Origin of the sequence: Cohnella zeiphila (assembly GCF_014212055.1) — a bacterium.
Lineage (GTDB): Bacteria > Bacillota > Bacilli > Paenibacillales > Paenibacillaceae > Cohnella > Cohnella zeiphila.
In genome coordinates this window covers 59,718-83,085 of record NZ_JACJVO010000050.1, presented here as the reverse complement: position 1 = coordinate 83,085, position 23,368 = coordinate 59,718, and the positions used below count along the sequence as shown (strand labels likewise).

The following is a 23,368-nucleotide window of genomic DNA, read 5'->3' as shown; positions in this document are numbered from 1 at the left end:
TAAACGTTTCCCCGCGGCGCGCGGGCGATCGCTACATGTACATGCCGCCGTCGACGTGCAGCGTCTGTCCGGTCATGTACGCGGCCGCGTCCGAAGCCAGGTAGACGACGACGGCGGCGACGTCTTCCGGCTTGCCCATCCGGCCAAGCGGGATCTGCGCCATGATGCCGTCCTGGACTTCCTTCGGCAGCTTGCCCGTCATATCGGTCTCGATATAACCGGGCGCCACCGCGTTGACCGTGATGCCGCGGGAAGCGAGTTCGCGCGAAGCCGACTTGGTCAGGCCGATGACGCCGGCTTTGGCGGCGACGTAGTTGGCCTGGCCTGCATTGCCGAGAATGCCGACGACGGAAGAGATGTTGATGATCCGCCCCGAGCGCTGCTTCATCATCGGGCGGGTCACCGCCTTGATGCCGTTGAACACGCCTTTGAGGTTCGTCTCGATGACGTCGTCGAACTCTTCTTCCTTCATCCGCATGATTAGATTGTCACGGGTGATGCCGGCATTATTCACCAGAACGTCCAGCTTGCCGAACGTCTCGAGCGTCTGCTGCACCATCGCGTCGAACTCGGCCGCTTTGCCCACGTTCGCCCGGACGACGATCGCCCGCCGTCCGAGCGCTTCGATCGCCTGCGCCGTCTCCGCGGCGGCCGCTTCGCTGCCCGAGTAATTGACCGCGACGTCCGCTCCCGCTTCCGCCAGCGCGATCGCGATCGCCCGGCCGATGCCGCGCGAAGCGCCGGTAACCAGTGCCGTCTTGCCCGTCAGATCGAGTCGTGCCATGTCATCATCTCCCCTTTCAACGATATCGGATTTCCTCGCCGCGATCAGCCGAGTTCGGCCTCGAGCACGGCCGAAGCGCCGTTCACGGAGACGACCTTGACCGAACGGTCGATCTTCTTGATCAGGCCGGCCAGCACCGTGCCGGATCCGATCTCCACGAACGTGTCGACGCCCTCCGCGATCAACCGCTTCACCGAGTCCTCCCACTGGACGGGGGAGACGACTTGGCGCACGAGCAGCTCCCGCAGCCGCGCGCCCGACGTGAACGGGCTCGCGTCGACGTTGGCGATGACCGGCACCGCCGCATCGGCGAACGAGACTTTGGCCAGCTCGTCAGCCAGCTTGTCGGCGGCGGGCTGCATCAGCGAGGAGTGGAACGGCCCGCTGACGTCCAGCGGAACGACCCGTTTGGCTCCCGCTTCCTTGCCCCGTTCGGCCACGGCCGCGACTCCTTCCGCCGATCCGGACACGACGATCTGTCCGGGGCAGTTGACGTTGGCCAGCTCGACGAGACCCACGGAAGCCGAGATGTCGCGGCAGAGCGCTTCGAGCGCCTCGCGCTCGGCGCCCAGCGTCGCCGCCATCGCGCCTTGTCCGCTCGGCACGGCCTGCTCCATGAACAAGCCGCGAGAGCGGACGAGCCGCACCGCGTCTTCGAACCCGAGCGAGCCGGCGGCGACGAGCGCGCTGTACTCGCCGAGGCTGTGGCCGGCGACATAGTCGGGCTTGACCCCGCGGCGCTTGAACGCCTCGAGCAGCGCCACGCTCGTCGTCAGCAGCGCCGGCTGCGTATTGGCGGTCTGGCGCAGCTGCTCGTCCGGTCCTTGAAAAATCAATTCGGACAGCGGGAAGCCGAGCGCCGCGTCCGCGCGTTCGAAGATCGCCCGCGATTCCTCGAACCGCTCGCAAGCGTCCTGCCCCATGCCGACCGCTTGCGCACCTTGTCCCGGAAATACGAATGCGATTTTACCCATCGTTATGCGCTCCTCCCGCGTTTTCAATCACGTATTCGTCCGCGCGGGTCCGTTACCAGACCAGCATCGACGCGCCCCAGGTGAGGCCGCCTCCGAAGCCGACCATGAGCAGCCGGTCTCCTTCCTTGACCCGGCCCTCTTCCACCGCTTCGGCCAGGGCGACCGGGATGGACGCCGCGGACATGTTGCCGTACCTGTCGACGTTGATCATGCACTTCTCCTCGGGCAGCTCGAGCCGCTCCAGCGCCGATTGGATGATGCGGATGTTCGCCTGATGCGGAATGAGCAGATCGATATCCTCTTTGCCCATGCCGGCCAGCTCCAGCGCTTCTTCAGCCGCGCTGCCCATGATGCGAACCGCAAACTTGAACACGTCGCGGCCGTTCATGTACAGGAAGTGCTGCTTCTCGGCGACGGTCGTCTCCGAAGCCGGCAGCCGCGAACCGCCTGCGCGCAGGGCGAGCAGCTCGCTGCCGCCGCCGTCCGCTCCCAGCTTGAACGAGCGGAAGCCGCGACCTTCCGGCACTTGACCGAGCACGACCGCGCCGGCCCCGTCGCCGAACAGGATGCACGTGTTGCGATCGGTGTAATCGGTAATGCGGGACAGCGTCTCCGCCCCGATCACGAGCGCGTACCGGTACATCCCCGTTGCGATGAGGCCGGAAGCGTTGGCCAGTCCGTAAATAAAGCCGGTGCAAGCCGCGGACAGATCGAACGCCGCCGCGTTCTTGGCGCCCAGCTTCTCCTGGACGATGCATGCCGTCGACGGGAAGAACATGTCCGGCGTAACGGTGGAGACGATGATCAGATCGAGCTGGTCCGCCGTAATGCCGGCGGCCGCAAGCGCCCGGACGGCCGCTTCGTACGCCAAATCGGACGTCGCTTGCTCCGGGGTCGCGATGCGCCGCTCCCGAATGCCGGTGCGGGTGACAATCCACTCGTCGTTCGTCTCTACCATCGTCTCCAGTTCCTGGTTCGTCAAACGGCGTTCGGGGCTATACTTGCCGGAGCCGAGAACACCGACGGGAATTCCATTCATGCGCCCTGCCTCACTTTCCGTCGAATTCTTCGGCCAATGCCGGTATAAGTCCGTTGTTGATCGCCATCCGCGCCTGGCGAATGGCATGCCTCGTCGAGGCCGCGTCGGAAGAGCCGTGGCTTTTGACGACCAAGCCGTTCACGCCGAGCAGCGGAGCCCCGTTGTGCTCCTTGTAGTCCATCATCAGCCTGACCCGGCGGAAGTTGGGCCGAAGCGCCGCCGCCGCCAGCTTGGAGCGAAGCGAAGAAGTCAGCTCCGTCCTCAGAACGTTGAACAGCGTCTCCGCGGCTCCTTCCATCGCCTTGAGCAGGATGTTGCCCGCGAAGCCGTCGCAGACGAGCACGTCGCAGCGGCGCTCCAGCACGTCCCGGGCCTCTACGTTGCCGATAAACTGAATCGGCGCCGCCGACAGCAGCTCGAACGCCGCCTTGCTCAGCTCATTGCCTTTGGCCGCTTCCGTGCCCACGTTGAGCAGGCCGACGCGCGGCTTCGCCATGCCGTGCACTTTCTGCCGGTACATGCTCCCCATCAGCGCATAGTTCAGCAGGTGCTCGGGCTTCGCGTCCATGTTGGCGCCGAGGTCGAGCGCCAGCACGCCCGCCTTGTCCACCGAAGGAAGAACGGACGTCAGCCCCGGGCGCTCGATGCCTTTCATCCGGCCCAGCACGAGCAGGCCGACGGCCATCAGCGCGCCGGTGTTGCCGGCCGAGATCATCGCGTCCGCGCCGCCTTCCTTGACCATCCGTCCGGCGACCACCATCGAAGCGTTCGGCTTGCGGCGAACCGCCCGTACCGGCTCGTCGTCCGATTCGATCTTGTCCGACGCTTCCACGATCGTCACGTTGGACGGTTTGCCGCTCCCCAAGAACGGATTTATCGCATCCGGCTTGCCTACGAGCAGTAACTCGGTGTCCGGCCACTCCTTTGCCGCCGCCAAAGCTCCTTCGACCGGAGCCTGCGGCGCGAGATCGCCGCCCATCGCGTCAATGGCGATTCTCATGCGCTTCTCCCCCTCCAGCTTCCGTAACGCCCGCCGATCGGTAGATCACGAAGTTCCCCTGAAACACCATCTCGTCTCCGACGTACGTGAACACTTCCACTTTCGCCTTTCCCTTCTGCGAGCCGCTCGACCGCACGTAAGCTTTGGCGATGCACTTCTCCCCGAGCCGGGCCGGACGAATAAAGCGAATGTCCGCCGACGCGGTGAGCGCGACTTCGTCGTTGATGACCGCCACCGCCAGCGAGTTCGCCTGCGCGAATACGTGGTGGCCACGCGCGATGCCGGTGCGGGAAAAAACGTGCTCGTCGCGAATCTCGAACAGCGAAATGCCGCTCTTGTCGAGCTGCAGGTCGACGATATCGCCGATGACTTCGTGCAGGGGAAGCGACCGCACCGAATCGTACGAACGCTCCGCCATCATTTTGAGCCGCTCCCGCAGCTCGGGAATGGCCAGCTCCAGCCGGTCCAGCCGGATCGTCTGGATGCTGACCTTCAGCAGCCGGGTAAGCTCGCGGTCGGTGAGAAACGGATTTTCCTCGATCAACCGGCTGAGCTGCTGGTGACGCTGACGTTTGGGCAGCCGTTCCATAACCGCCACCGCCTTGTAGGTTCATATTGATACCTGGTGCCAATGACCGGTAAAGAAAAACGCGCCGGGACGCAAGTCACGCCGAGACGCGTTGTCTTCTTATTGCTTGATGATTTCGCGAGATTTGTAGGTTCCGCAAACTTTGCAAACGCGGTGCGCCAGCTTCAGCTCGCCGCATTGATCGCATCTGACCATGCCCGGCACGACCAGCTTAAAGTGCGTGCGGCGCTTGTTCTTGCGGGATTTCGATGTTTTGCCAAAAGGGACTGCCATGTTCCCACCTCCTTATCCAAATGAACGGATCCTCCAAGAAGGTCCCGATCGTCCGAAACCGATCGCTCTTGGGGGAGCCCCTGCCAATTGTGCCTTTATCGGCGTTCATAGCCTTGCTTACGGTTATTCCGGGCTGAACCAGCTCTTGAGAGCCTCCAGCCTCGGATCGACCTTGTCCGCGGAGCAGCCGCATTCCGCTACGTTGCGGTTGGTCCCGCACTCGGGGCAGAGCCCCTTGCAGTCCTCCCGGCACAGCGGCGCCAGCGGCAGCTGAACGATCAGCTCTTCCAGGACGTACGGCCGCAGCTCGAGGCGTTCGCCTTCGATCGGCACGAAGAGGTCGTCGTCCGGCTCGGACGGCTCCCGCGTCTCCTTCGATACGACCTTGAAGGTCTCCTCGAACGGAATGCGGAGCTCTTCCGCCGTCGGCTCCAGGCAGCGCGAGCACGAAAGCCGGATCTTGCAGCTGACGGTGCCCGTCACTTCGATTACGCCGTCCGCGTAAGAAGCGGTCAGCTTGGCCGAGACGGGACTGATCGGAACCGCGTCGCGAATGCTCGCGAACGCATCCGAAGCGTCGAACGATTCTTCTAAGCGGGCCGGCTCCTTGCTCTGAGCCAGCTCTTGAACGTTGAGAAGCATCATGATCACTCCAAACAAACAAAAGTAATTATATCCGTCGCGGAAGGCATTTGTCAACAATCCGCCGGCAGGACAAACGCGCTTCCGGCGGGCTTCGCCCCGCTTTTTCCCCGCGCCCGGCCTCGTGTTATATTGATAGCAGAACATTTACCCCTATGCCGCAAAGGAGACTGCTATGCGCACCGTCGGTATTATCGTCGAGTACAATCCGCTGCACAACGGACATCTCTATCATATCCGGCAGTCCCGGAAAATAACGGAGGCGGAAGCCGTCGTCGCCGTCATGAGCGGCCATTTCCTGCAGCGGGGGGAGCCCGCGATCGCCGACAAATGGGCCCGGACCGAGATGGCGCTGCGGGCGGGCTGCGATCTGGTGCTGGAGCTGCCGGTCGCCTACAGCTCGCAGCCGGCCCAATGGTTCGCCTACGGCTCCGTCGCCGTGCTGCACGCGACCGGCGTCGTCGACGCGCTCTGCTTCGGCAGCGAAAGCGGCGACGCCGGGACGCTCGGGCGGATCGCGGACCGGCTGGCCGACGAGCCCGCGGCCGTCGGCGGCGAGCTGGCGCGGCTGCTGAAGGAAGGGCTGCCGTACCCGACGGCCTACGCGGAGGCGGTCCGGCGCTTTCTGCGCCGCGAGGGCCTGGAAGCGGAGGCCGAGTACCGTCTCGACCAGCCGAACCATACGCTCGGCCTCCATTATCTGCTCGCGCTGCGCCGGCTCGGAAGCCCGATCGCGCCGTACTCGATCCGCCGCGAACGCTCCGAATACGGCCAGTCGACGATCACCGACGCGGCGATCGCCAGCGCGACGGCGCTGCGTCGGCTGCTGGCGGAGTCGGGCAGCCTGGCGGAGCTCGCCCCTTACGTGCCGGCGTCCACGCTGGACGTGCTGGAGCGAGAATACCGGGCCGGCCGGGCTCCCGTAACGTGGGAGAGCTTCGCGCGGCCGCTGTTCCATCGGCTGTGGACCGAGGACGAGGAGCGGCTGGCCGAATATTCCGAAGTCGCGGAAGGGCTCCAGCATCGCATTCGCCGCGCGCTCGGGCAGCTGCCGGCCCCTACCGTCGAAGCGCTGCTGGCGGCGCTCAAGACGAAACGCTATACGAGGACGAAGCTGCAGAGGACGCTGCTGCGCATTCTGCTCGGCCACCGCAAGGAGGAGCTGTCGGCCGGTTCCCTTGCGTCCGGGCTCCGCTGCCTCCGCGTGCTCGGCTTCACCGATCGCGGCCGGGAACTGCTTCGCCGGATGAAAAAGCGGGCGGCGCTCCCCGTCGTGCAGTCCGCCGCGGACAACGATTCACCCTACCTTGCCATGGACGCCCGGGCTTCGGCAGCCTACTCGCTCGCTTTTCGCGATCCGGACCCCAGGCTCGCCCTTCGGGACTTTACGCTTCCTCCCGTACGCCTCTGACGCCCCGGGCGATGCTCCGTGCCGCGGACAAGTGGTCTAACGCCGCCGGACGGCGCGTACATTGGGTATAAACGCCGCCGTACCGTCCATGCGGCGTCGCGGCCCGTGCCGCGTTCCCGGGAAGGAATGACGCCCCATGTCCGATGCCCGTCCCGCTCCCCGCAGGAGAGCGGTGCTGCTGTCCATCCTGTCCGGCGCCTGCGCGCTGCTGCTCGTGCTGGCCATCGTCCGATCCCCGGGGGAAGCGTTCCGCGCTTCCCTGGCCGGCCTGCAAGTGTGGTGGCAGACCGTCTTTCCCGGCTTGCTGCCGCCCCTGATGCTGGCCGAGCTGCTGGCCGCTTCCGGCCTGCTGCACGGCTTGTCCGCGATCTGCGAGCCGGTAACCCGGCGGCTGTTCCGGCTGCCGGGAGCCGCCGGATGGGCCGTCTTCTACGGCTGGATCTCCGGCCTGCCGACCGGCGCGCGCGAAGCGGCGCGATTGCGGGATGAAGGGCTCGTCCGCAACCGCGACTTGGACACGCTGCTGCTGCTTGCCCATCAGCCCAACCCGTTCGTCGTCATCCTCGTGGTCGGAAGCGGCTTCCTGCAAGCGCCCGCTTACGGCTGGGCTCTCGTCGCCGGACTTTGGCTGTCGGCCCTGATCGCCGGAGCGGTGTGGGCCCGCTTGCCCAGAAGCGCCAAGCCGGACGCAGACCACGCGAATTCGCGCGCGACGCCCGTTCGGCCCGGAGCGGCCGTTCGCCGCGCCCGCGAAGAGGACGGGCGCCCGTTCGGCCGGCAAATCTCCGACGCCGTCACCCGCGCGGTCGGAATGCTCATGGCGATCGGCGGCTTGATGATGATCAGCTCGGTGCTGCTGCGCATGATTCAGATCGCCTGGCCGCAGTCGGACGCCTGGCTGGCCGTTCCGGGCCTGTACGAGCTGCACCTCGGCGCCTACGATGCCAGCCGCTCGCCGCTGTTCGAAGCGTCTCCCGTCCATGCGGTCTCGCTCCTCGCGGCCGTGCTCGCCTGGACCGGCTGGAGCGGCCTGCTGCAGGCGCGGGCCGCTTTCGGCCCCGGCCCCGGCTTCCCGTGGGGCCGGTTCATCGCCGGCCGCCTGCTGCAAGCCGCGCTGGCGGTGCCGCTGACGTTCCCCCTGGCCCGCGCCGTCCAGAACGGTTGGCTCTCCGCCGCGCTGCCCGCCTTCGGCTTGCCCGAATGGCCGCTCGCGGACCGGGCCGCCGGGGCGCTGCCGCTGCCGTCGGGATGGACCGCCCTCTCGGAGACGACGCTAGCTTCGGCCGCTTCGATCGCCGTCTTCCTCCTGCTCGCTCTGCTCGCCGCGATCATCCGGCCCTCCAAGCGGAGGCCGCGCAAATGACGCCGGCCCCGCCCGGCTCCGTTCCTCCGTCCGCCCGCTAGATGCCGAACCGCCCGGCATGGCGTGCCGGGCGGTTTCTTTTTCTCCCGTTCGAGGGAGCTTTCGGGTTAAGCCTCGTTGCCGTATTTGCGGCGCAGGGCGGCCTCGACCGCAGGAGGAACGAGATCCTGCACCGGCCCGCCGAACTTGGCGATTTCTTTCACGATGCTGGAACTTAAATAGGAATACTTCGGGTTCGTCATCATAAAAATCGTCTCGATCCCCTCGTCCAACTGACGGTTCGTCGAAGCCATCTGCAGCTCGTATTCGAAGTCGGTGACGGAGCGGATGCCCCGCACGCTGACCTGGGCGTTGCGAGAGCGCATGTAGCGGACCAGCAAATCCCGGAAGCTGTCGATCTCGACGTTGGAAAGGTCTTTGGTCACTTCCCGAAGCAGATCGGTCCGCTCTTCGACCGAGAACAACGGATTTTTCGATGTGTTGTTGAGAACCGCGACGATCAGCTTGTCGAACTGTTTCGCCGCTCTGCGGATAATATCCAGATGGCCGAATGTCACCGGATCGAAGCTTCCCGGATATACCGCAATCCGGTGCTCGCCTTCCTGCCGGGCCGCTTTACCGGTCATGATCGTTTTCTCCTTCGTATCGATATATGGATAAAGCCGTTTCTCCGTAGACGGCATGCCGAATGCGCCCGAACGGCCCGAACCGCTCGCCGTAATCGAAGCCGGCGTCGTGCTCGACGACGGCCACGGCCCGATCGGCCAGCAGGCTTCGCTCCGCCAGCTCCCCGAGAAGCTCGTCGCAATCTTTCATGGCATACGGCGGATCGAGAAAAACGAGCTCGAACCGTTCTTCCTTGCGCTCCAGATGCTTGATCGCTTTTCGGGCGTCGTTGCGATAAACTTCGGCTCGACTCGCCAGCCCCGTCGCTTCCAGGTTGCGCCGCACGACCTCCACGCTGCGCGGGTTCGCATCGACGAACACCGCATGTCCCGCGCCGCGGCTCAGCGCCTCGATGCCGAGCCCGCCGGTTCCGGCGAACAAATCCAGCACCCGCTCCCCGTCGAAGTACGGGCCGATGATGCTGAACAGCGCTTCCTTCACCTTGTCCGTCGTCGGACGGGTCGTCTGCCCCGGCACGGCTTTCAGCGGCCGCCCTCTCGCTTCTCCCGATATGACTCTCACTGACATTCACTCCTGCTTTGTGCCTTTCCGCCGCAGCCTGTCGCCTTCGCAGCTTCCATCGGTGCTATGTTACCATATTCCGACACGGGGCAAAAGCGAATTCGCGGGCCGCCCCGGAGACGGCCTCCAAAATTTTCGACTGGCGATGTATAAAATTTGGGCATCGGGCCACACTGGTACTACCGGCGCCTAAGAAACGCCGGGGACAACCGCGGAGAAGACTTACGTTTCCCCATAAGCTCTTCGTCCGGTTTCTCCTCTCCCATGAAGACCCTCGTCGCGAGACGGGGGTCGATTTTTTGTCTCTCCGTCCTCATAACCCTTTCCTATCAAAAGGCGAACTTATGCATGATGAATTGTTTCATTCCCTTAAACCAAAACTAAGCAAAAAAAGGAGTCGACCATGACAAAGAAAAGCAAAGAGCTTAGGGACTTAAAGACCGAGCAAATGGGCGTCACCAATCAGCATGAAACCAGGACAGCGAAAGAACCGGCGCAAATCGATCCGCCTAAAGCTAGTCCCGGGCCCTATACGGAGAGTTTTTTGGAGGATAATGAATAACAAAAAAGAGCAGCGAGGTTTAAGCCTCCTGCTCTTTCTTTTCGTCTGCCGCCGGATAATCTGCCTGCAGCTCCTCTAAACTGTTGTATCTCGCCGTTTCAAAAACCAGCTTTGCCGGCTCTTTAGCGGTCCGGTCCTTTACGATGTTCCCGATGATCTTCCCGCCGCGTTCAAAGACAAACATGGTCCGGCCCGGCTCGTCCTTAAGTGGATATTTGTTTGCCACATCGACGCCTCCCATCATTTCCGATGTTATTCATTCGACGCCGTATTGCGAAACCCTGCAAAATAAAAAGCCGAATCCGAAGTCGTCAGGGGACGGCCGCGCAAATCTTGGCCCTTATTCCGGAGTCGAAGCCCCGGGCAAAAATCTTAGTAAAATGGGCAAGCGTACTGACCATAATGATACTTGATAATATATATAAGTAGTGGCATAAGCCTCAATACAAAAGTGGTGGTGATAACTTTGGGTTATCCTGTAGGTGGTGTTGGCGTAGGCAGCTGTGCTGGAGGCGGGGCTGCTTTTGTGCTCGTCCTCTTTATCCTCCTGGTCATCATACTGGCCACGATCGCCTTCTAAACCACTTTTCCGCAAGTCTCCCTTTTGCCCATCACGATAACCGGCGTGATGGGCTTTTTCTATTTTGAGATATGACAAAGCCCCCGACGAATCCGGATCGAACATCGGATTGTTCTGTTGCTAGCAATAATATTCGGCGTTGAAAACAAAAATAGCCCGAAAGCCGAAGCCCCCGGGCCGGTTTTCGGGCATGCCGCCTTATTCCTTCGGTTTCCCATCCTTCTCCTTGGATTCCTTCTCTTTCGTCTCCTCCGCCGTCCACTCGCGAGACCGGAAAAACTCCGCTCCGTACCGGTTCAACCGCGCGATCATTTCGGAGCGGAGCGTCTCCCGAACAATGCCGAATTTGTCCTCGTAGCCCCGACATACGTACCGGTGGTAGATGACGCCGTCGTACGTTTCGTCGCTGAACACTTTGATGTTCCGCCGGGATAACTCCCGCCGAAGAAGCGACAGCTCGCGGCTGATCCGATCCATCATCCACTGAACGAGACGTTCGAACATGCCCCGGAATGTGTTGGAAGTGCTTCGTACGTCCTGGAGGCCTTTTTCGCTGACGGTGAGCATATAGGGCAGCATGATCAAGTCCCGGATCATCTCAAGCTCTTCGGTCGTCGGTCTTCCGGATGGCTTGCTTTCTTTTCTCTTGTCGTATTGTTCTTGATGTTCGGTCAGCAGCATCTTGGATTCCCAGCGTCCGTTGCCGGCCAGCTTGCTCATTTGTAATGACCTCCGATCTGCTCCGCTCTCTCCAGCGCCACTCCGGACGACAACAGCGACGAAGCCCGCAGCAGCGCGGCGCTGCCGTACCGTTCCTTGATGGCATCGGACGTTCTCTCCAGCGCGTATGCCGTAATCCGGTCCTCGAACAGCGTCAACTGATCGATCCGGTCGTCGGACAGCTCCGTCAGCGCCACGAACAGCCGGCCTACGGCCTCCCCGCTCCAATGCGCGACGAAGAGCTTGCGGGCGGCGGCCGCAACCTCATGGGTCAGCGCCGTCGGCTGCGACAGCGTCAACTGGCGGCCGAACCACGTTTTCCGCTCTCCGTCCTCTCCCATGGCGCCGACGCTGACAACGCGCCCCTGACGGCCCAAGCGCCGCGCCCGCTGGCACACCTCGACCACGAGCTCGAGCAGCACGACCTCGATATCTTCCAGGCGCCGGTACAAGCTGCTGCGCAGCGCCTTGCCGTGGCTGATCGACTTGAGGTTGCCGCGAATGCTCGCCTCGACCGGGCTCGGATCGATTCCCCGCGCCGTCTGCCAGTAGTATTCGGCCTGAATGTCCGACTGCTTCCCCATCTCCCGGCGCATCCTTCGCTTGAATTCGCCGAGCTCCAGACGCGCGATGTCCCCGATCGTCGGCAGCCCCATCCGGATAAAATGCCGGGTCATGCGGCCGGCCACCATAAACATCTTGTTCACCGGCAGTGGCCAAAGGTCGCTTTCGATATTTTCCGGTCCCAGTCTGAAAATGCCGTCCGGCCGGCGCTTGGCGAAATTGTCGGTCGCCATCTTGGCCAAAATTTTGCTCGGACCGATACCGACCCGGGACCAGACGCCCGTGGACAGCCGGATTTGGGTTTGCAAATAACCGGCGAGTTCCTCGGCGGATCCGAACGAGGAGTCGAGTCCGGTTACGTCGAGGAATTGCTCGTCGATCGAATACGGTTCCACCAGGTCCGTCACCGATTCGAAAATCTCGGTGATCAGCAGCGAGATGGTGATGTAGCGCTGCATTCGCGGCCGGATGACGACGAGGTCCGGGCATTTGGCCCGCGCTTCTCCAACCCGTTCGGCGGTCGTCACCCCCCGCGCTTTGGCGTCCGGACAGGCCGCCAGAATGATTCCCGACTTGCGCGCCGGATCGCCTACCGCGATCGGCCGGCCCTCGTATTCGGGATGGGCCGCCTTCTCGATGGACGCGTAAAACGATTGGCCGTCCACCAAAAAAATCGTTCGCTCAGGAGGCATGGGGCATCACCGGCTCCACGGCCAAAATCCGATCCGCCCGGAAGCTTCTCGGCTGCCCCTTATCCACATCGAACGCCCGGACCGTGCCTCCTTCGACCTGAACGATCCGGATCTTGCGCCGGCTGAACCGCTGCCTGCCGTCCATGTAAACGATACAAACCAAACGGCCGACATACTTATCGATGGACATCTCGCTCACCCTCCGCAAGAACGTTTGTTCCCTTATTTTAATACGAACAATTGTTCCCTTTCAAGAAACAATTTATTCCGTTTCGAGAAATGGGCATACGCTCTGTCCAAAACGGAATCTCCGCATATAGTGAGGTGTGGCAAAAAGCCGCAATGAACATTCGGAGGTGTTTGATATGAGCGGAGTTGTAGGCGGTGGCAGCGGTGCCGCTTTCGTGCTGGTATTGTTTATTCTTCTGGTCATCATCCTGCGGACCGGTTTCGGCATTTATTAAGCGACTTCCAATCGGCAGGAAAATAGTTATCTATCCCCGCCGCGGCCAGCCGGTCCGGCGGGCTCTCTTCGTCGGACAAGCCCGCTGCCCGGCGGATCGGAACTTCGCGAAGGATTGCAGCATCTGTAAATGGAATGTGAAAGGAAGAGAGGGGAGCGGTGCCTTCTCCGGCGCTATTCCTTGCTTACGTCGCCGTCAAAGAAGTTCCCGTCATAAACGGGCCGATCGAGGGTAAAGGCTTGCAAAACGATGGCGGGGCCGAGACTGATTTTAGAGAACGCCGCCCCGGTCCCGGCTCTCCGGTTCTTCCGGCTGCGGCCGCGTATCGAACTCGCGCCAGTTGGTCCTGATGTCGCGAAAAGCGCCTTTGAACGGGATGCCGAATTCCGCCGCGATCAAGTAACCGGCGCCTAGCGCGAGCGCGATCAGGCTAAGAACCCGCAGCTCCGGGCCGACATCTCGGAGCAGATCTTGAAAGAACGGCCGGCTCCAGCTTTGTGCGCCCGAGCCGTAAATCGCCGCGCTCAAATAGCGGACGCCGTACAGAAAAGCGGCAATGCAAACGAAAAGCATGCCTGCCGTTCTTTTGTGCATAAGATTACTCCCTTTTCGGTTAGTCGCCGGGGTTGCCCCGCCGAATTAGCCTTCGACCCAATACCAGTGTTCTCCGTATGGCTTGACGACGAGAAACGGAAGAACCCCCGGCGGTTGCAAAGGCCCGCCGCCGCCATGATAATAGAAACCCGTCAAGCCGTCGACGCTGCCGCGGTCAACGGGAAAGTATACGTCCGGTGCAGGGCCTTCCCGCCAAACCATGACCTCCCGGACGCCGTGAGCGTCAGCCGGAAAATCGCGCTCGAGCGGAATAATCCCCCAATGATGGAGCGAATCGTACGAAATATCGCCGGCCGCGACCGCCGCCACGACGGCCTCCCGCTCGGAAAGATTCCAATGGTAGTCGAGATCCAACGACCAGCGGCCCCAAGGGAGCTCCCTGGCAAGCGGGAACGCGAGCAGACTGACCGCAAGGGCGGCGGCTAACCGGCCGCGGCGGGCCGCCGGACGCCGATACAGAAGCAGTCCCGCGCAGCCGGCGGCAAGCAGCAGCAGTTCGATCCCCAGCAGATCCCGGATCATCTCGTAATGACGAAACCGCGCACGGATCGGCCACTCCAAAAAACGCCAAAGCAAATATATAAACAAAGAGCAGCCGGCGAGAGGCAGCGGACCGCAGCGGACTATTCCCGATTTGATCGCGTCCCCCTCCCTTCGTCCGCCGCCGATTTTAAAGCTCCATGACAAAACCCGTTTTGATCCCTTGGCGAAAGCCGCATTTCTCATAGAAACGGTGGACTTCCTCCCGCTTGGAACCGGTGAGCAGCATGATCTTGTAACAGCTGCGCTGCGCGGCCAGTTCCGCAGCGTATTTCAGCGCCATACGGGCGAAGCCGCTTCGCCGGAAGCCAGGATGCGTGTCGACGTTCTCGATCAGTGCGTAAGGCCGCGCGCCCCGGATCAAGTTTTTATGAATGGCGAGCACGCACGAAGAGACCACTTGACCGTCATGTTCGACCACGACGATATCCATGTAAGGATCGTCCAATATTTCCGACCAGAGCTCCCGAAGCCGGTCGTCCGGGGTCAGCTCGGGATCGTCCTTATGAAGATAGCGATACAGCGTCAACAGCGCCTCAAGCTCCCGAGGCTCGATTCGTCTGGCCGAATGCCTGATGCCCATCTCCCCCTAACCCTGGAGTTTCAAGCTGCACTCCGAACAATATTTGTCCTCCTGCCGCACCTTGCTCCCGCACCCCGGACAGGTCTCTCCGGGCTTCTCCGGCCCCGGCGGCGCCGAGGAAGCCGCGCTCTGCCCCTGCAGGAAATCCCGAATCTCCCGGATGTTCGCGGCCAGCTTCGAACTGTCGATCGCCGACCGGATCACGCTGTGCAAAATAAAGAAAAACACCATCAATCCGATCAGCCAGACGACAATGATGCCGCCCATCGAACCCACTCCTCCGATGTCTAATCTCGGATAATCGCCTGCGCTTCGATTTCCACGAGCAAGTCCGGATCGATCAGCGCCTTGACCTCGACCATGGTCGCAACCGGGCAGATGTCCCGGAAAAATTCCCCATGCGCCTTCCCGATCGCTTCCCACTGGGAGATATCCGTCACGAACATGCGGGTCCGGACGACGTCTTGAAGCGCGGCTCCGGCCTCTCTCAGGGCGGCCTCGATCATTTCCAGCACGGCCTTGGCCTGCCCGTAGGCGTCCCCCTTGGCGACGACTTCGCCGTTCCTCACTGCCGTCGTACCCGCCACTTCCACGATATTGCCGACGCGGACGGCCCGGCAATATCCGACGACCGGTTCCCAAGGCGATCCGGTGAACACCCTGACTCGTTCCGCCATGCTTCGCACCTCTCTCCCGTCCGAAATCGGTTTTCCTCGGAAATTTAGTATATCATCTCCCGTCGAGTGAAGGAATCGTTTCCTTTATTGGAAACCCATTCCTCAGTCAACTCGACAGATTACATCTTGGCCCGAAAAGCGGACGGGCTGGAGCCGCTCTCCCGGCGGAACGCCTTGGCGAAATGATTGGCGTCGTCAAACCCGGTCCGAGCCGCGATCTCCTTGATGCTGAAAGGCGTGGCACGGAGCAGGAACCTCGCTTTTTCCATGCGCTTGCGGTTGAGGTATCGGAGCGGCGTCATGCCGAAGTGCTTTTTGAAATAGCGGATCAAGTAATTCGGATGCAGATGCACCTGCTTTGCGATCTCCTCCAGCGTGACCGGTCCGTGCAGCCGCTCCTCGATGTACGCCGCGATCCGGGACAGCCGCTCGGCATCCTCGGCTTGCCGGCCGCCGGCACGGACGGCCGCGCGCTCCGCGACGACGGCCAGCAGCTCCAGCAGCGCCGCCTTCTCCCGAAGGCGGGCGGACAGAGAGCGCTCGCGTTGGCAGGCGATCAGCGCCTCGAACAGCTCGGTCACCCGCTCCGGCTCGGCTACGTCCAGGCAGCCCGGCGTCTCCAGCCACTGGAAAAGACCGGTCGAACCGACGTCTGCCGTAAAGTGGCACCAATATTTCCGGAACGGGGGGAGACCGTCGATCGCCGAGAAGGATTGGCGAATATGGGCCGGCATCAGGCAAAGCTGGCCCGGCTTCGGCCGGTGTTCCCGATCTCCGATCTTGAGCCAGCCTTCCCCCTCGCAAATGAAGTACAGCTTGCTATAAGCGGGAACGTAGTCCAGCTCCCGCCAATCCGGCCGGCATTGCGTCAGATGCGCTTCGATCAGGTCGATCTGCAGGTTCGGAAGCATATCGTGCAGCGCTTTCAGCGCGTCGGGCTTCGGTGTATGCATGGCAGGTTACCCCTATTTACAAGAAGGTTAATTAGATCCCGGTTCGGATAAAGACCGTCCCTGTCCATTATAGCAAACGGCGGATAAACTGAGAGGGCAATGATTCCTTTTGGAGGTGCTTGCGCCATGACCGATACGAACCCGGAGATCGCCGCCCGAACGGAGCGCACCCGCTGGTTCCTGCAAGACCGTTTCGGAATGTTCATTCATTGGGGACTTTACGCCATTCCGGCGAGAGGAGAATGGGTCCGCAACAGCGAGCGGATTACCGTGGAAGATTACCGGCCCTACTTCGAAGAATTCGATCCCGTCTTCTACGACCCGAAGGAGTGGGCGCGCGCCGCCAAGCAGGCCGGCATGAAATACGCGGTGCTGACCGCCAAGCATCACGACGGGTTCTGTCTGTTCGACAGCAAGCTGACCGAGTACAAGTCGACGAACACGAAGGCCCGGCGCGATCTCGTTGCCGAATTCCTCGAAGCGTTCCGCGCGGAAGGGCTCAAAGTCGGCCTCTACTATTCGCTTATCGACTGGCACCACGAAGACTATCCGGCCTACGGGGACTTGCACCATCCGATGCGCGACGACGAGCGGTACCGGCGCGATCCGGCGACGTTCGACCGCTATCTCGAGTACATGCACGGGCAAGTGCGCGAGCTGCTGACGAATTACGGCAAGCTCGATATCATGTGGTTCGACTTCTCTTACGGGAAAATGGCGGGGGAAACGTGGAAAGCGGCCGAGCTCATCAAGACGATCCGTTCCCTTCAGCCCCATCTTCTTATCGACAACCGGCTGGAAGCGGGCGGAGAAGGCGGCGGCAGCATCTATACGAGCGAGCCTCTCCCGTACGCCGGCGACTTCGCTTCGCCGGAGCAGATCATCCCGCCGGCTGGCGTAACCGACGATAGCGGCCGCCCGATCCCGTGGGAATCGTGCATTACGCTGAACAACAACTGGGGCTACGCGGCCGCCGACCGCACGTACAAAAGCGCGGCGACCGTCATCCGCAAGCTGGTCGAATGCGTCAGCAAGAACGGCAACCTGCTGCTGAACGTCGGTCCCGACGCCACAGGGCGAATCCCGCGGGAGTCGCTCGACATTCTGGCCGAAGTCGGCGAATGGATGAGCCGGAACGGCGACAGCGTCTACGGCTGCGGCCAGGCGGAATTTCCGAAGCCGGAATGGGGACGTTTCACGCAGAAGGGGAACAAGCTGTACGCGCACTTGCTGGAGGAGAACGTCGGCCCGATCAACCTGCTGGGTCTGGCGGGCAAAGTGAAAAAAGCGCGCCTCCTGGCCGACGGCTCCGAGCTGTTCCTGTCGCGCCCCTGGAACGCGTCCATGTATCCGGACGACGCGTTCGTGAACTTCGCCCGGCCGGAGCATCAAACGTACCCGCTTCCCGACGCCCGCGATACCGTCCTGGAACTGGAACTAATAAACCCCCAAAAGTGACGTGATGCTTCGATGATTAATCCGAATACTTTTGGGGGAGCCCCCGGATATAGACCCCAAAAGTGACGCGATGCTCCGAAACGAAGCAAGCCGACGCCGGCGAATTGCCGATGTCGGCTTGCTATCTTGCTCCTTTCCCCTCGTTACCCGATGATTTCCCCTTCGTCGCCCGTCGAGGCGCCTGCCGCGTTCCCTTCGTCCGTGTCGATGTGCATGTCGAGCGCGAACTGGTCCGACACCCGCGCGATGACGTTCTCGAACACGACGCCGCGCTCTCCGCCGACCCGCACTTTCAGCAGCTGCTTGTCCGCGATACCGAACTTTGCCGCGTCCGACGTGTGAAAATGAATGTGCCGCGCCGCCACGATCACGCCCTTCTCGATCGTCACCTCGCCGGCGGGACCGACGATGCGGACGCCCGGCGTCCCTTCGATGTTCCCGGATTCGCGCACCGGCGGGTTCAAGCCCAGCGCGAACGCATCCGTCCGCGACACTTCCACCTGCGTCGCCCTGCGCGCCGGACCGAGAATGCGCACCTTGGCGAACGAACCCTTCGGACCGTGCACCGCCACCGTCTCGTTCGCGGCGAACTGCCCCGGCTGGGACAGCGGCTTGAACTCCGTCAGCTTCGCCCCCGGGCCGAACAAAATTTCAATGTGCTCCTGCGTCAGGTGAACATGGCGCGCCGAGACGCCAACGGGAACTTTTTTCGCTTCGCTCATACGTCCTCCGCCTCTCACTGGATCATCTATGCCTGTTCCTTTATTATAGCGCAAATGAAAAAGAGAGGCCCGCGGCCGGACCGCTCCCCCCCTCTTTGGAACCGCTATTTTCCCGATTGTCGGGCAATTGTCAAAAAAAGGCCTGCGACCGGTACTATTCAAAAAGGCGCCGGCCCCGCTTCCGCGACCGACGCCCGCCCATTTTAATTGAACTCCGCCAATCGGGGAATTGCTCCAGATTGTCGATATGCTTCTTGAACCAGTCGTACGTGTTCACCTTATTGAAGGTGAAGCATAGGCTGACCCATGATGACATATATAGCCAAAATAGGACTTTTGATATATAATTATGTCGAACATGTAGGAGCAAATACCTCAGCCGATGGGGATATATTAATGGTGATATGGTGAAGATTACACTAAGGCATTCGTCTGGAGTCACAAAAAGAATAAAACTTGGGTTTTCATGGACACTGTTTTTCTTTGGGCTATGGGTTCCCATATTCCGTGGGGATTTTCGCAATCTATTGCGTATTTGGCTCTTAGGCATAATAACATTGAGTATTTATTACTGGGTAGCCTGCTGGACGTATAATTCCAGATACAGCAAGTTACTGTTGGAAAGAGGCTATTTACCTGCAGATGATGCTGCAAAATCCGAACTGATCAGAAGAAGAATTATTACCCCTGAGCCATCCTTTGCGGTTTAGGTTGAAAAGAAAATTGGAGAGCAGTGAGGTTACAACCTTACTGCTCTCTTTATTTTTACTTTCTTGAAAAACAACTCAACCAAGCCCATTCATTCTACGTCGATTGTCCCGTTGTCTTACTTGACCACTACAATATCGAAATCAAAGCTGCAAGCTGTTAAGCCCTTGGACTTTAAATGACGACAAAGAACGCTTATCCAATATCAATCCCTCCAATGGATTAATTTGATAAGCGTTGTAGTTAGTACGCTTGCGTAACGGGGTAACTACGCTATTATCTGTCGTACATACCCGCTACGCAAGCTATGAAGTTTTGACCCTATTTTTCGCGCTGCCCTTATTTGAACTCCGCCACCAGCTTGTCGAACTGCTCGCGCGACAGGCTAAGATCCTGCTTCGCCAGCGCTTCCTGCCCGAAGCCGACCGCCATATCCTCGTACGACTTGCGGTTTTTGTCCTGGTAGATCAGGCCCGTCAGCATGCCGCCCGTCTCCATGATCTTGTTCATGGCCGCGATACGGTTGGACGGATCGTATTCGGGGAACTGCTCCAGATTGACGATATGCTCCTTGAACCAGTCGTACGTATTCACCTTGTTGAAGGTGACGCACGGGCTGAACACGTTGATCAGCGAGAACCCTTTGTGCTGCATGCCGGCTTCGATCAGCGAAGTCAGCTGTTTCAGGTCGCTCGAGAACGATTGGGCGACGAACGTCGCGCCTGCGGACAAGGCGATCTCCAGCGGCGACAGCGTGCTCTCGATCGAGCCTTCGGGCGTCGACTTCGTCTTGAAGCCTTCCGCGCTGCGAGGCGACGTCTGGCCCTTCGTCAGGCCGTAAATCTGGTTGTCCATGACGATGTACGTAATGTCCAGGTTGCGCCGGATCGCATGAACCGTGTGGCCCATGCCGATAGCGAAGCCGTCGCCGTCGCCGCCCGATGCGATGACGGTCAGCTCGCGGTTGGCGAGCTTGACGCCCTGGGCGATCGGCAGCGCGCGGCCATGAATGCCGTGCAGGCCGTAGGCGTTAATATAGCCGGAGATCCGGCCGGAGCAGCCGATGCCTGAGATGACGGCCAGCTGGTGCGGCTCGAGGCCGATGTTCGCCGCCGCCCGCTGAATCGAAGCCTGCACGGAGAAGTCGCCGCAGCCCGGACACCAGTTCGGCTTGACGTTGTTGCGGAACTCTTTGAACGTTGCCATGTTTTTATCTCATCTCCCTGCAAGCTTTTTCGATTTCGGAGGGGAGGAACGGCGTGCCGTCGTACTTGAGCAGGCTCTCGATCTTGTCGTGGCAGCCGACGTTCATCTTGATCAGGTTGGCCAACTGGCCGGTCGCGTTGTTCTCCAACACGACCACCTTCTTTGCCTTGCGCAGATGCGGCTCCAGCAGATCGGACGGGAACGGGTGCAGCTGACGCACGGTCACGTGGTTGATCGCCATGCCTTCTTGAGCGAGGCGAAGCCGCGCTTCGTCGACCGTGCCGCCGGTCGAACCCATCGCCACGACGACGAGATCCGGCGCTTCGTGCGGAGCGTCCGCTTTGACGGCGTCGGTGATCCGCAGCGAATCCAGCTTGCCCATGCGTTTCTCCATCATTTTCCGGCGGTTGTCCGCGCTCTCCGACGGCTTGCCCTCCTGATCGTGCTCGACGCCCGTCACATGGTGAATGCCGTTCATCGCCCCCGGCAGCACGCGCGGGGAGATGCCGTCTTCGGAAAACTCATAACGCGGGAACAGCTTGTTCGGCTCCCGTTCCGGCAGTTCGCCCGTCTGCAGCTTGCCGCGTTCGATCCGGATGCGGCCGTAGTCGAGCGGCTCGCACGATTGCTTGCCGAGCGACAATTGAAGATCGGTCGCGACGATGACCGGAACTTGGTACACTTCGGCCACGTTAAACGCTTCAACCATATCGTAAAAGCATTCTTCGATCGTGCTCGGCGCAAGCACCACCTTTGGAATCTCGCCGTGCGTTCCGTAAATGAGCGCGTTGATGTCGGACTGCTCCTGCTTCGTCGGCAGGCCGGTCGACGGGCCGCCGCGCTGCGTGTCGACGATGACGAGCGGAGTCTCGGTCATTCCGGACAGGCCGATCGACTCCATCATGAGAGACAAGCCCGGACCTGCCGAAGCCGTCATCGTGCGTACGCCCGCATAGTTGGCGCCGATCGCCATCGTCGCCGCCGCGATCTCGTCTTCCGTCTGCACGACGGTGCCGCCGAACTTGGGAAGCTTCTTGATCAGATATTCCATAATCTCCGAAGCCGGCGTAATCGGATAAGCGGACATGAGACGGCAGCCTGCGGCGATGGCGCCAAGGCCGAGCGCTTCGTTGCCGATCATGAACAGCTTCTGCTTGCCGTCCGCCGATTCCAGCTTGAATTGCTCCAGCGGTCCGCCGGCCTGCTCCAGCACGAACTCCGCGCCGCGCTTGACCGCCTGGACGTTCTTCTCGACGACGGCCGGGCCCTTGCGCCCGAACTCCTCTTCCACCGCTTTATTGAATACTTCGAGCGGAAGGCCCAGCAGTGCCCAGGACGCGCCCGAAGCCACCATATTTTTCATAAGGGAGGTGCCGAGCTCCTCGGCGATCGCTGTAATCGGTACCGCGAACAGTCGAGCTTCGATGCCCTCCGGAATCGTGGGCGAAAATTTCGCGTCCGCCACCACGACGCCTCCGGCACGCAGCTCGCCGGCGTTCAGGTCGATGCTTTCCTGATCGAAAGCGACCAGAATATCCAGATCGTCCGAGATCGCACGAATCGGCTTCGTGCTGATTCTGATCTTGTTATTCGTATGCCCGCCTTTGATGCGCGAGGAAAAATGACGGTAGCCGTACAAATAGTACCCCAGCCGGTTGAGCGCCGTGGAGAAAATACGATCCGTACTTTCCACGCCCTCGCCCTGCTGCCCGCCAATTTTCCAAGACAATTGACTGATCACAGTGTCCATCTCCTCTTGAACGCGAGTTCAATGACGTATTGTCAAATAAATTCTATGATTGCGTAGTGTAAAATGCAAGCTTTTCCGTCCAAAAGGAATAATAGCTCTTTCTGATGGAACCGTTGCGATCCCGGTATGAATCAAGCTTTCGCCGCCATCGTTTACCGCAAATTTCGAGATAGAAACCGTCTGGCATTGCCTCCCAGAAATCCGCTGACGAGCGGCTCCGGATACCGGGCGAGCAGCGCCTCGGCCAGCGCCGGATACTGGCCGGGATGCGCCAGCCCGTTCACGTACCGGTCGATGCCGTCGAAGTCCGAGCCGAACGCCAGATGGTTCTCCCCGCCGAGCTCGCAGACATGCTCGACGTGCCGCAGCACGTCGTCGATGGTCGCCGGCTCCCGGTCGGTCAGAAACCACGGGACGAACGTGATCCCGACCAGCCCGTCCACGGCCAGAATCGCTTTGAGCTGATCGTCCGTCAAGTTGCGGGGGTGGTCCCGGATGGCCCTGGCGTTGGAATGGGAAGCGAAGAACGGGCGGCCGGCCAGTTCGGCCACGTCCCAGAAGCCCCGCTCGGAGAGATGAGATACGTCGATCAGAATGCCCAGGTTCTCGCACTCCCGAACGAGGCGCCTGCCGTCGCGGGTGAGGCCTGCTCCCCTCGGTTCCGTCGCGCCGTCGCACGCCCAGTTGGCGTTGTTCCAAGCAATGCCGAGCAGCCGGACGCCGAGTCGGTGCAGCAGCTGCAGCGCCCACCACTGGCCCTGCAGGCTGTCCACTCCCTCCAGCGAGAGCAGCGCCGCCGTCTGACCGTTCCGAGCCGCTTCTTCCAGATCGGCGGCCCGGCGGACCGGGCGCATGCCGGGCACGGCGGCGACCTTCGACCAGAACAGTTCCGCTTCCCGCAGCGCGGTCTCCGGCCGCATCGGCAGCTCCGCCGGAATGTAGATGGCGAATACCTGCAATCCGACTCCGCCCGCCGCAAGCCTCGCCTTCGTCACGTCGAGCTCGCTTGTTTCCTCGCTTGCTTCCAGCGCGAGGTCCGGATTTCTTGCCATTTTGCACAGCACGTCGCAGTGCAAGTCCGCTACCGGCAACATGAGCATTCCTCCTTAATTTGGTCCCCTAAAAGTGACGTGAAGTTTATTCCCATTCCTTTTGGGGGAGCCCCCGATATCAAACCCCCAAAAGTGACGTAAAGCTTCGAAGTTTATTCCGATTCCTTTTGGGGGAGCCCCCGATATCAAACCCCCAAAAGTGACGTAAAGCTTCGAAGTTTATTCCGATTACTTTTGGGGGAGCCCCCGAATTTATTGA

Annotated in this window: 30 protein-coding genes; 5 read left to right on the top strand and 25 right to left on the bottom strand. The window is 61.1% G+C overall.

Translation table 11 applies throughout. The annotated features are described in order from the left end of the window. Positions 1 to 31: 31 nt before the first annotated feature. The 7 genes from fabG to H7C18_RS31910 all read right to left on the bottom strand — a co-directional run bounded on the left by fabG (position 32) and on the right by H7C18_RS31910 (position 5,301). Entirely contained in the window at positions 32 to 784 is a 753-nt protein-coding gene (fabG, locus tag H7C18_RS31940) for a 3-oxoacyl-[acyl-carrier-protein] reductase (protein ID WP_185133179.1), read from the bottom strand. A gap of 44 nt (positions 785 to 828) precedes the next feature. Next, positions 829 to 1,758 (bottom strand): ACP S-malonyltransferase, encoded by a 930-nt coding sequence (gene fabD, locus H7C18_RS31935; protein WP_185133178.1) that lies wholly within the window; start codon positions 1,756 to 1,758, stop codon positions 829 to 831. A 52-nt stretch (positions 1,759 to 1,810) separates the two neighbouring features. Then, positions 1,811 to 2,797 (bottom strand): beta-ketoacyl-ACP synthase III, encoded by a 987-nt coding sequence (locus H7C18_RS31930; protein ID WP_202887709.1) that lies wholly within the window; start codon positions 2,795 to 2,797, stop codon positions 1,811 to 1,813. A 10-nt stretch (positions 2,798 to 2,807) separates the two neighbouring features. Further along, positions 2,808 to 3,797, bottom strand: coding sequence for a phosphate acyltransferase PlsX (gene plsX, locus H7C18_RS31925; RefSeq protein ID WP_185133177.1), 990 nt, complete (start codon positions 3,795 to 3,797; stop codon positions 2,808 to 2,810). Continuing rightward, positions 3,781 to 4,377 (bottom strand): transcription factor FapR, encoded by a 597-nt coding sequence (gene fapR, locus H7C18_RS31920; protein WP_185133193.1) that lies wholly within the window; start codon positions 4,375 to 4,377, stop codon positions 3,781 to 3,783. Before fapR ends, plsX begins: the two co-directional genes overlap by 17 nt. Positions 4,378 to 4,485: 108 nt before the next feature. Next, positions 4,486 to 4,659, bottom strand: a complete 174-nt coding sequence (gene rpmF / locus H7C18_RS31915) for a 50S ribosomal protein L32 (protein ID WP_185133176.1) — start codon at positions 4,657 to 4,659, stop codon at positions 4,486 to 4,488. A gap of 123 nt (positions 4,660 to 4,782) precedes the next feature. Further along, on the bottom strand, positions 4,783 to 5,301 hold the full coding sequence (locus tag H7C18_RS31910) for a YceD family protein (protein ID WP_185133175.1): 519 nt from the start codon (positions 5,299 to 5,301) through the stop codon (positions 4,783 to 4,785). Between the two features lie 175 nt (positions 5,302 to 5,476). Here H7C18_RS31910 and H7C18_RS31905 point away from each other — a divergent pair, with 175 nt between their 5' ends. Together H7C18_RS31905 and H7C18_RS31900 are read left to right on the top strand one after the other, a co-directional pair. Beyond that, positions 5,477 to 6,712 carry a nucleotidyltransferase gene (locus H7C18_RS31905; protein ID WP_185133174.1) on the top strand — a complete coding sequence of 412 codons (1,236 nt, stop codon included), beginning with the start codon at positions 5,477 to 5,479 and terminating at the stop codon, positions 6,710 to 6,712. A 136-nt stretch (positions 6,713 to 6,848) separates the two neighbouring features. Then, positions 6,849 to 8,075: a nucleoside recognition domain-containing protein gene (locus tag H7C18_RS31900; RefSeq protein ID WP_185133173.1), complete on the top strand. Its 1,227-nt coding sequence runs from the start codon at positions 6,849 to 6,851 to the stop codon at positions 8,073 to 8,075. Positions 8,076 to 8,182: 107 nt separating this feature from the next. Here the strand turns inward: H7C18_RS31900 and coaD are convergent, their stop codons facing one another. Then, positions 8,183 to 8,701 carry a pantetheine-phosphate adenylyltransferase gene (gene coaD / locus H7C18_RS31895; protein WP_185133172.1) on the bottom strand — a complete coding sequence of 173 codons (519 nt, stop codon included), beginning with the start codon at positions 8,699 to 8,701 and terminating at the stop codon, positions 8,183 to 8,185. After that, on the bottom strand, positions 8,691 to 9,263 hold the full coding sequence (gene rsmD / locus H7C18_RS31890; RefSeq protein WP_185133171.1) for a 16S rRNA (guanine(966)-N(2))-methyltransferase RsmD: 573 nt from the start codon (positions 9,261 to 9,263) through the stop codon (positions 8,691 to 8,693). The genes coaD and rsmD overlap by 11 nt, the downstream gene beginning before the upstream one ends. A gap of 403 nt (positions 9,264 to 9,666) precedes the next feature. Here rsmD and H7C18_RS31885 point away from each other — a divergent pair, with 403 nt between their 5' ends. Beyond that, positions 9,667 to 9,825, top strand: a complete 159-nt coding sequence (locus tag H7C18_RS31885; RefSeq protein ID WP_185133170.1) for a hypothetical protein — start codon at positions 9,667 to 9,669, stop codon at positions 9,823 to 9,825. A gap of 19 nt (positions 9,826 to 9,844) precedes the next feature. On the opposite strand, the gene H7C18_RS31880 is transcribed toward H7C18_RS31885, so the two are convergent. The 5 genes from H7C18_RS31880 to H7C18_RS31860 form a co-directional block, all read right to left on the bottom strand. Next, positions 9,845 to 10,051, bottom strand: coding sequence for a hypothetical protein (locus H7C18_RS31880; RefSeq protein WP_185133169.1), 207 nt, complete (start codon positions 10,049 to 10,051; stop codon positions 9,845 to 9,847). Positions 10,052 to 10,165: 114 nt separating this feature from the next. Further along, the gene (locus tag H7C18_RS31875; protein WP_185133168.1) at positions 10,166 to 10,510 is read right to left on the bottom strand and encodes a hypothetical protein; all 345 of its coding nucleotides are present in this window, start codon (positions 10,508 to 10,510) and stop codon (positions 10,166 to 10,168) included. 93 nt (positions 10,511 to 10,603) lie between these two features. After that, positions 10,604 to 11,125 carry a YhjD family protein gene (locus H7C18_RS31870; RefSeq protein ID WP_185133167.1) on the bottom strand — a complete coding sequence of 174 codons (522 nt, stop codon included), beginning with the start codon at positions 11,123 to 11,125 and terminating at the stop codon, positions 10,604 to 10,606. Further along, positions 11,122 to 12,381 carry a DNA polymerase IV gene (locus tag H7C18_RS31865; RefSeq protein WP_185133166.1) on the bottom strand — a complete coding sequence of 420 codons (1,260 nt, stop codon included), beginning with the start codon at positions 12,379 to 12,381 and terminating at the stop codon, positions 11,122 to 11,124. The genes H7C18_RS31870 and H7C18_RS31865 overlap by 4 nt, the downstream gene beginning before the upstream one ends. Further along, positions 12,371 to 12,571 (bottom strand): hypothetical protein, encoded by a 201-nt coding sequence (locus H7C18_RS31860; RefSeq protein ID WP_185133165.1) that lies wholly within the window; start codon positions 12,569 to 12,571, stop codon positions 12,371 to 12,373. Before H7C18_RS31860 ends, H7C18_RS31865 begins: the two co-directional genes overlap by 11 nt. A gap of 175 nt (positions 12,572 to 12,746) precedes the next feature. Here H7C18_RS31860 and yjcZ point away from each other — a divergent pair, with 175 nt between their 5' ends. Next, positions 12,747 to 12,845 carry a sporulation protein YjcZ gene (gene yjcZ, locus H7C18_RS31855; RefSeq protein ID WP_185133164.1) on the top strand — a complete coding sequence of 33 codons (99 nt, stop codon included), beginning with the start codon at positions 12,747 to 12,749 and terminating at the stop codon, positions 12,843 to 12,845. A 270-nt stretch (positions 12,846 to 13,115) separates the two neighbouring features. Here the strand turns inward: yjcZ and H7C18_RS31850 are convergent, their stop codons facing one another. From H7C18_RS31850 to H7C18_RS31825, 6 genes are all read right to left on the bottom strand, one after another. Beyond that, on the bottom strand, positions 13,116 to 13,439 hold the full coding sequence (locus tag H7C18_RS31850) for a hypothetical protein (RefSeq protein WP_185133163.1): 324 nt from the start codon (positions 13,437 to 13,439) through the stop codon (positions 13,116 to 13,118). Between the two features lie 45 nt (positions 13,440 to 13,484). Next, on the bottom strand, positions 13,485 to 13,982 hold the full coding sequence (locus H7C18_RS31845) for a hypothetical protein (protein WP_185133162.1): 498 nt from the start codon (positions 13,980 to 13,982) through the stop codon (positions 13,485 to 13,487). Positions 13,983 to 14,130: 148 nt separating this feature from the next. Beyond that, positions 14,131 to 14,583 (bottom strand): GNAT family N-acetyltransferase, encoded by a 453-nt coding sequence (locus H7C18_RS31840; RefSeq protein WP_185133161.1) that lies wholly within the window; start codon positions 14,581 to 14,583, stop codon positions 14,131 to 14,133. A gap of 6 nt (positions 14,584 to 14,589) precedes the next feature. After that, positions 14,590 to 14,850, bottom strand: a complete 261-nt coding sequence (locus H7C18_RS31835; protein WP_185133160.1) for a hypothetical protein — start codon at positions 14,848 to 14,850, stop codon at positions 14,590 to 14,592. Positions 14,851 to 14,870: 20 nt separating this feature from the next. Continuing rightward, entirely contained in the window at positions 14,871 to 15,260 is a 390-nt protein-coding gene (locus H7C18_RS31830) for a RidA family protein (RefSeq protein WP_185133159.1), read from the bottom strand. Between the two features lie 119 nt (positions 15,261 to 15,379). Beyond that, positions 15,380 to 16,213: an AraC family transcriptional regulator gene (locus H7C18_RS31825; protein WP_185133158.1), complete on the bottom strand. Its 834-nt coding sequence runs from the start codon at positions 16,211 to 16,213 to the stop codon at positions 15,380 to 15,382. Positions 16,214 to 16,339: 126 nt separating this feature from the next. On the opposite strand from H7C18_RS31825, the gene H7C18_RS31820 reads away from it, so the two are divergent. After that, complete coding sequence (locus H7C18_RS31820) at positions 16,340 to 17,671, top strand: alpha-L-fucosidase (RefSeq protein ID WP_185133157.1); 1,332 nt, start codon at positions 16,340 to 16,342, stop codon at positions 17,669 to 17,671. Positions 17,672 to 17,814: 143 nt separating this feature from the next. Here the strand turns inward: H7C18_RS31820 and pduL are convergent, their stop codons facing one another. The 5 genes from pduL to H7C18_RS31795 form a co-directional block, all read right to left on the bottom strand. Then, positions 17,815 to 18,393, bottom strand: coding sequence for a phosphate propanoyltransferase (gene pduL, locus H7C18_RS31815; RefSeq protein ID WP_185133156.1), 579 nt, complete (start codon positions 18,391 to 18,393; stop codon positions 17,815 to 17,817). A gap of 154 nt (positions 18,394 to 18,547) precedes the next feature. Continuing rightward, positions 18,548 to 18,709 carry a hypothetical protein gene (locus tag H7C18_RS36150; RefSeq protein WP_185133155.1) on the bottom strand — a complete coding sequence of 54 codons (162 nt, stop codon included), beginning with the start codon at positions 18,707 to 18,709 and terminating at the stop codon, positions 18,548 to 18,550. Between the two features lie 731 nt (positions 18,710 to 19,440). After that, positions 19,441 to 20,307, bottom strand: coding sequence for a 2-oxoacid:ferredoxin oxidoreductase subunit beta (locus tag H7C18_RS31805; protein WP_185133154.1), 867 nt, complete (start codon positions 20,305 to 20,307; stop codon positions 19,441 to 19,443). 4 nt (positions 20,308 to 20,311) lie between these two features. Next, positions 20,312 to 22,048 (bottom strand): 2-oxoacid:acceptor oxidoreductase subunit alpha, encoded by a 1,737-nt coding sequence (locus H7C18_RS31800; RefSeq protein WP_185133153.1) that lies wholly within the window; start codon positions 22,046 to 22,048, stop codon positions 20,312 to 20,314. A 161-nt stretch (positions 22,049 to 22,209) separates the two neighbouring features. Then, a complete protein-coding gene (locus H7C18_RS31795) occupies positions 22,210 to 23,151 on the bottom strand; it encodes a dipeptidase (protein WP_185133152.1) in 942 nt (313 codons plus the stop codon). Positions 23,152 to 23,368 lie beyond the last annotated feature (217 nt).

Bases quoted from the DNA above. Each gene is read 5' to 3' on its own strand.
- fabG (WP_185133179.1), bottom strand. From the start codon at position 784: ATGGCACGACTCGATCTGACGGGCAAGACGGCACTGGTTACCGGCGCT.
- fabD (WP_185133178.1), bottom strand. From the start codon at position 1,758: ATGGGTAAAATCGCATTCGTATTTCCGGGACAAGGTGCGCAAGCGGTC.
- H7C18_RS31930 (WP_202887709.1), bottom strand. From the start codon at position 2,797: ATGAATGGAATTCCCGTCGGTGTTCTCGGCTCCGGCAAGTATAGCCCC.
- plsX (WP_185133177.1), bottom strand. From the start codon at position 3,797: ATGAGAATCGCCATTGACGCGATGGGCGGCGATCTCGCGCCGCAGGCT.
- rpmF (WP_185133176.1), bottom strand. From the start codon at position 4,659: ATGGCAGTCCCTTTTGGCAAAACATCGAAATCCCGCAAGAACAAGCGC.
- H7C18_RS31910 (WP_185133175.1), bottom strand. From the start codon at position 5,301: ATGCTTCTCAACGTTCAAGAGCTGGCTCAGAGCAAGGAGCCGGCCCGC.
- H7C18_RS31905 (WP_185133174.1), top strand. From the start codon at position 5,477: ATGCGCACCGTCGGTATTATCGTCGAGTACAATCCGCTGCACAACGGA.
- H7C18_RS31900 (WP_185133173.1), top strand. From the start codon at position 6,849: ATGTCCGATGCCCGTCCCGCTCCCCGCAGGAGAGCGGTGCTGCTGTCC.
- coaD (WP_185133172.1), bottom strand. From the start codon at position 8,701: ATGACCGGTAAAGCGGCCCGGCAGGAAGGCGAGCACCGGATTGCGGTA.
- H7C18_RS31885 (WP_185133170.1), top strand. From the start codon at position 9,667: ATGACAAAGAAAAGCAAAGAGCTTAGGGACTTAAAGACCGAGCAAATG.
- H7C18_RS31875 (WP_185133168.1), bottom strand. From the start codon at position 10,510: ATGTTCGATCCGGATTCGTCGGGGGCTTTGTCATATCTCAAAATAGAA.
- H7C18_RS31870 (WP_185133167.1), bottom strand. From the start codon at position 11,125: ATGAGCAAGCTGGCCGGCAACGGACGCTGGGAATCCAAGATGCTGCTG.
- H7C18_RS31865 (WP_185133166.1), bottom strand. From the start codon at position 12,381: ATGCCTCCTGAGCGAACGATTTTTTTGGTGGACGGCCAATCGTTTTAC.
- H7C18_RS31860 (WP_185133165.1), bottom strand. From the start codon at position 12,571: ATGTCCATCGATAAGTATGTCGGCCGTTTGGTTTGTATCGTTTACATG.
- yjcZ (WP_185133164.1), top strand. From the start codon at position 12,747: ATGAGCGGAGTTGTAGGCGGTGGCAGCGGTGCCGCTTTCGTGCTGGTA.
- H7C18_RS31850 (WP_185133163.1), bottom strand. From the start codon at position 13,439: ATGCACAAAAGAACGGCAGGCATGCTTTTCGTTTGCATTGCCGCTTTT.
- H7C18_RS31845 (WP_185133162.1), bottom strand. From the start codon at position 13,982: ATGATCCGGGATCTGCTGGGGATCGAACTGCTGCTGCTTGCCGCCGGC.
- H7C18_RS31840 (WP_185133161.1), bottom strand. From the start codon at position 14,583: ATGGGCATCAGGCATTCGGCCAGACGAATCGAGCCTCGGGAGCTTGAG.
- H7C18_RS31835 (WP_185133160.1), bottom strand. From the start codon at position 14,850: ATGGGCGGCATCATTGTCGTCTGGCTGATCGGATTGATGGTGTTTTTC.
- H7C18_RS31830 (WP_185133159.1), bottom strand. From the start codon at position 15,260: ATGGCGGAACGAGTCAGGGTGTTCACCGGATCGCCTTGGGAACCGGTC.
- H7C18_RS31825 (WP_185133158.1), bottom strand. From the start codon at position 16,213: ATGCATACACCGAAGCCCGACGCGCTGAAAGCGCTGCACGATATGCTT.
- H7C18_RS31820 (WP_185133157.1), top strand. From the start codon at position 16,340: ATGACCGATACGAACCCGGAGATCGCCGCCCGAACGGAGCGCACCCGC.
- pduL (WP_185133156.1), bottom strand. From the start codon at position 18,393: ATGAGCGAAGCGAAAAAAGTTCCCGTTGGCGTCTCGGCGCGCCATGTT.
- H7C18_RS36150 (WP_185133155.1), bottom strand. From the start codon at position 18,709: ATGTCATCATGGGTCAGCCTATGCTTCACCTTCAATAAGGTGAACACG.
- H7C18_RS31805 (WP_185133154.1), bottom strand. From the start codon at position 20,307: ATGGCAACGTTCAAAGAGTTCCGCAACAACGTCAAGCCGAACTGGTGT.
- H7C18_RS31795 (WP_185133152.1), bottom strand. From the start codon at position 23,151: ATGTTGCCGGTAGCGGACTTGCACTGCGACGTGCTGTGCAAAATGGCA.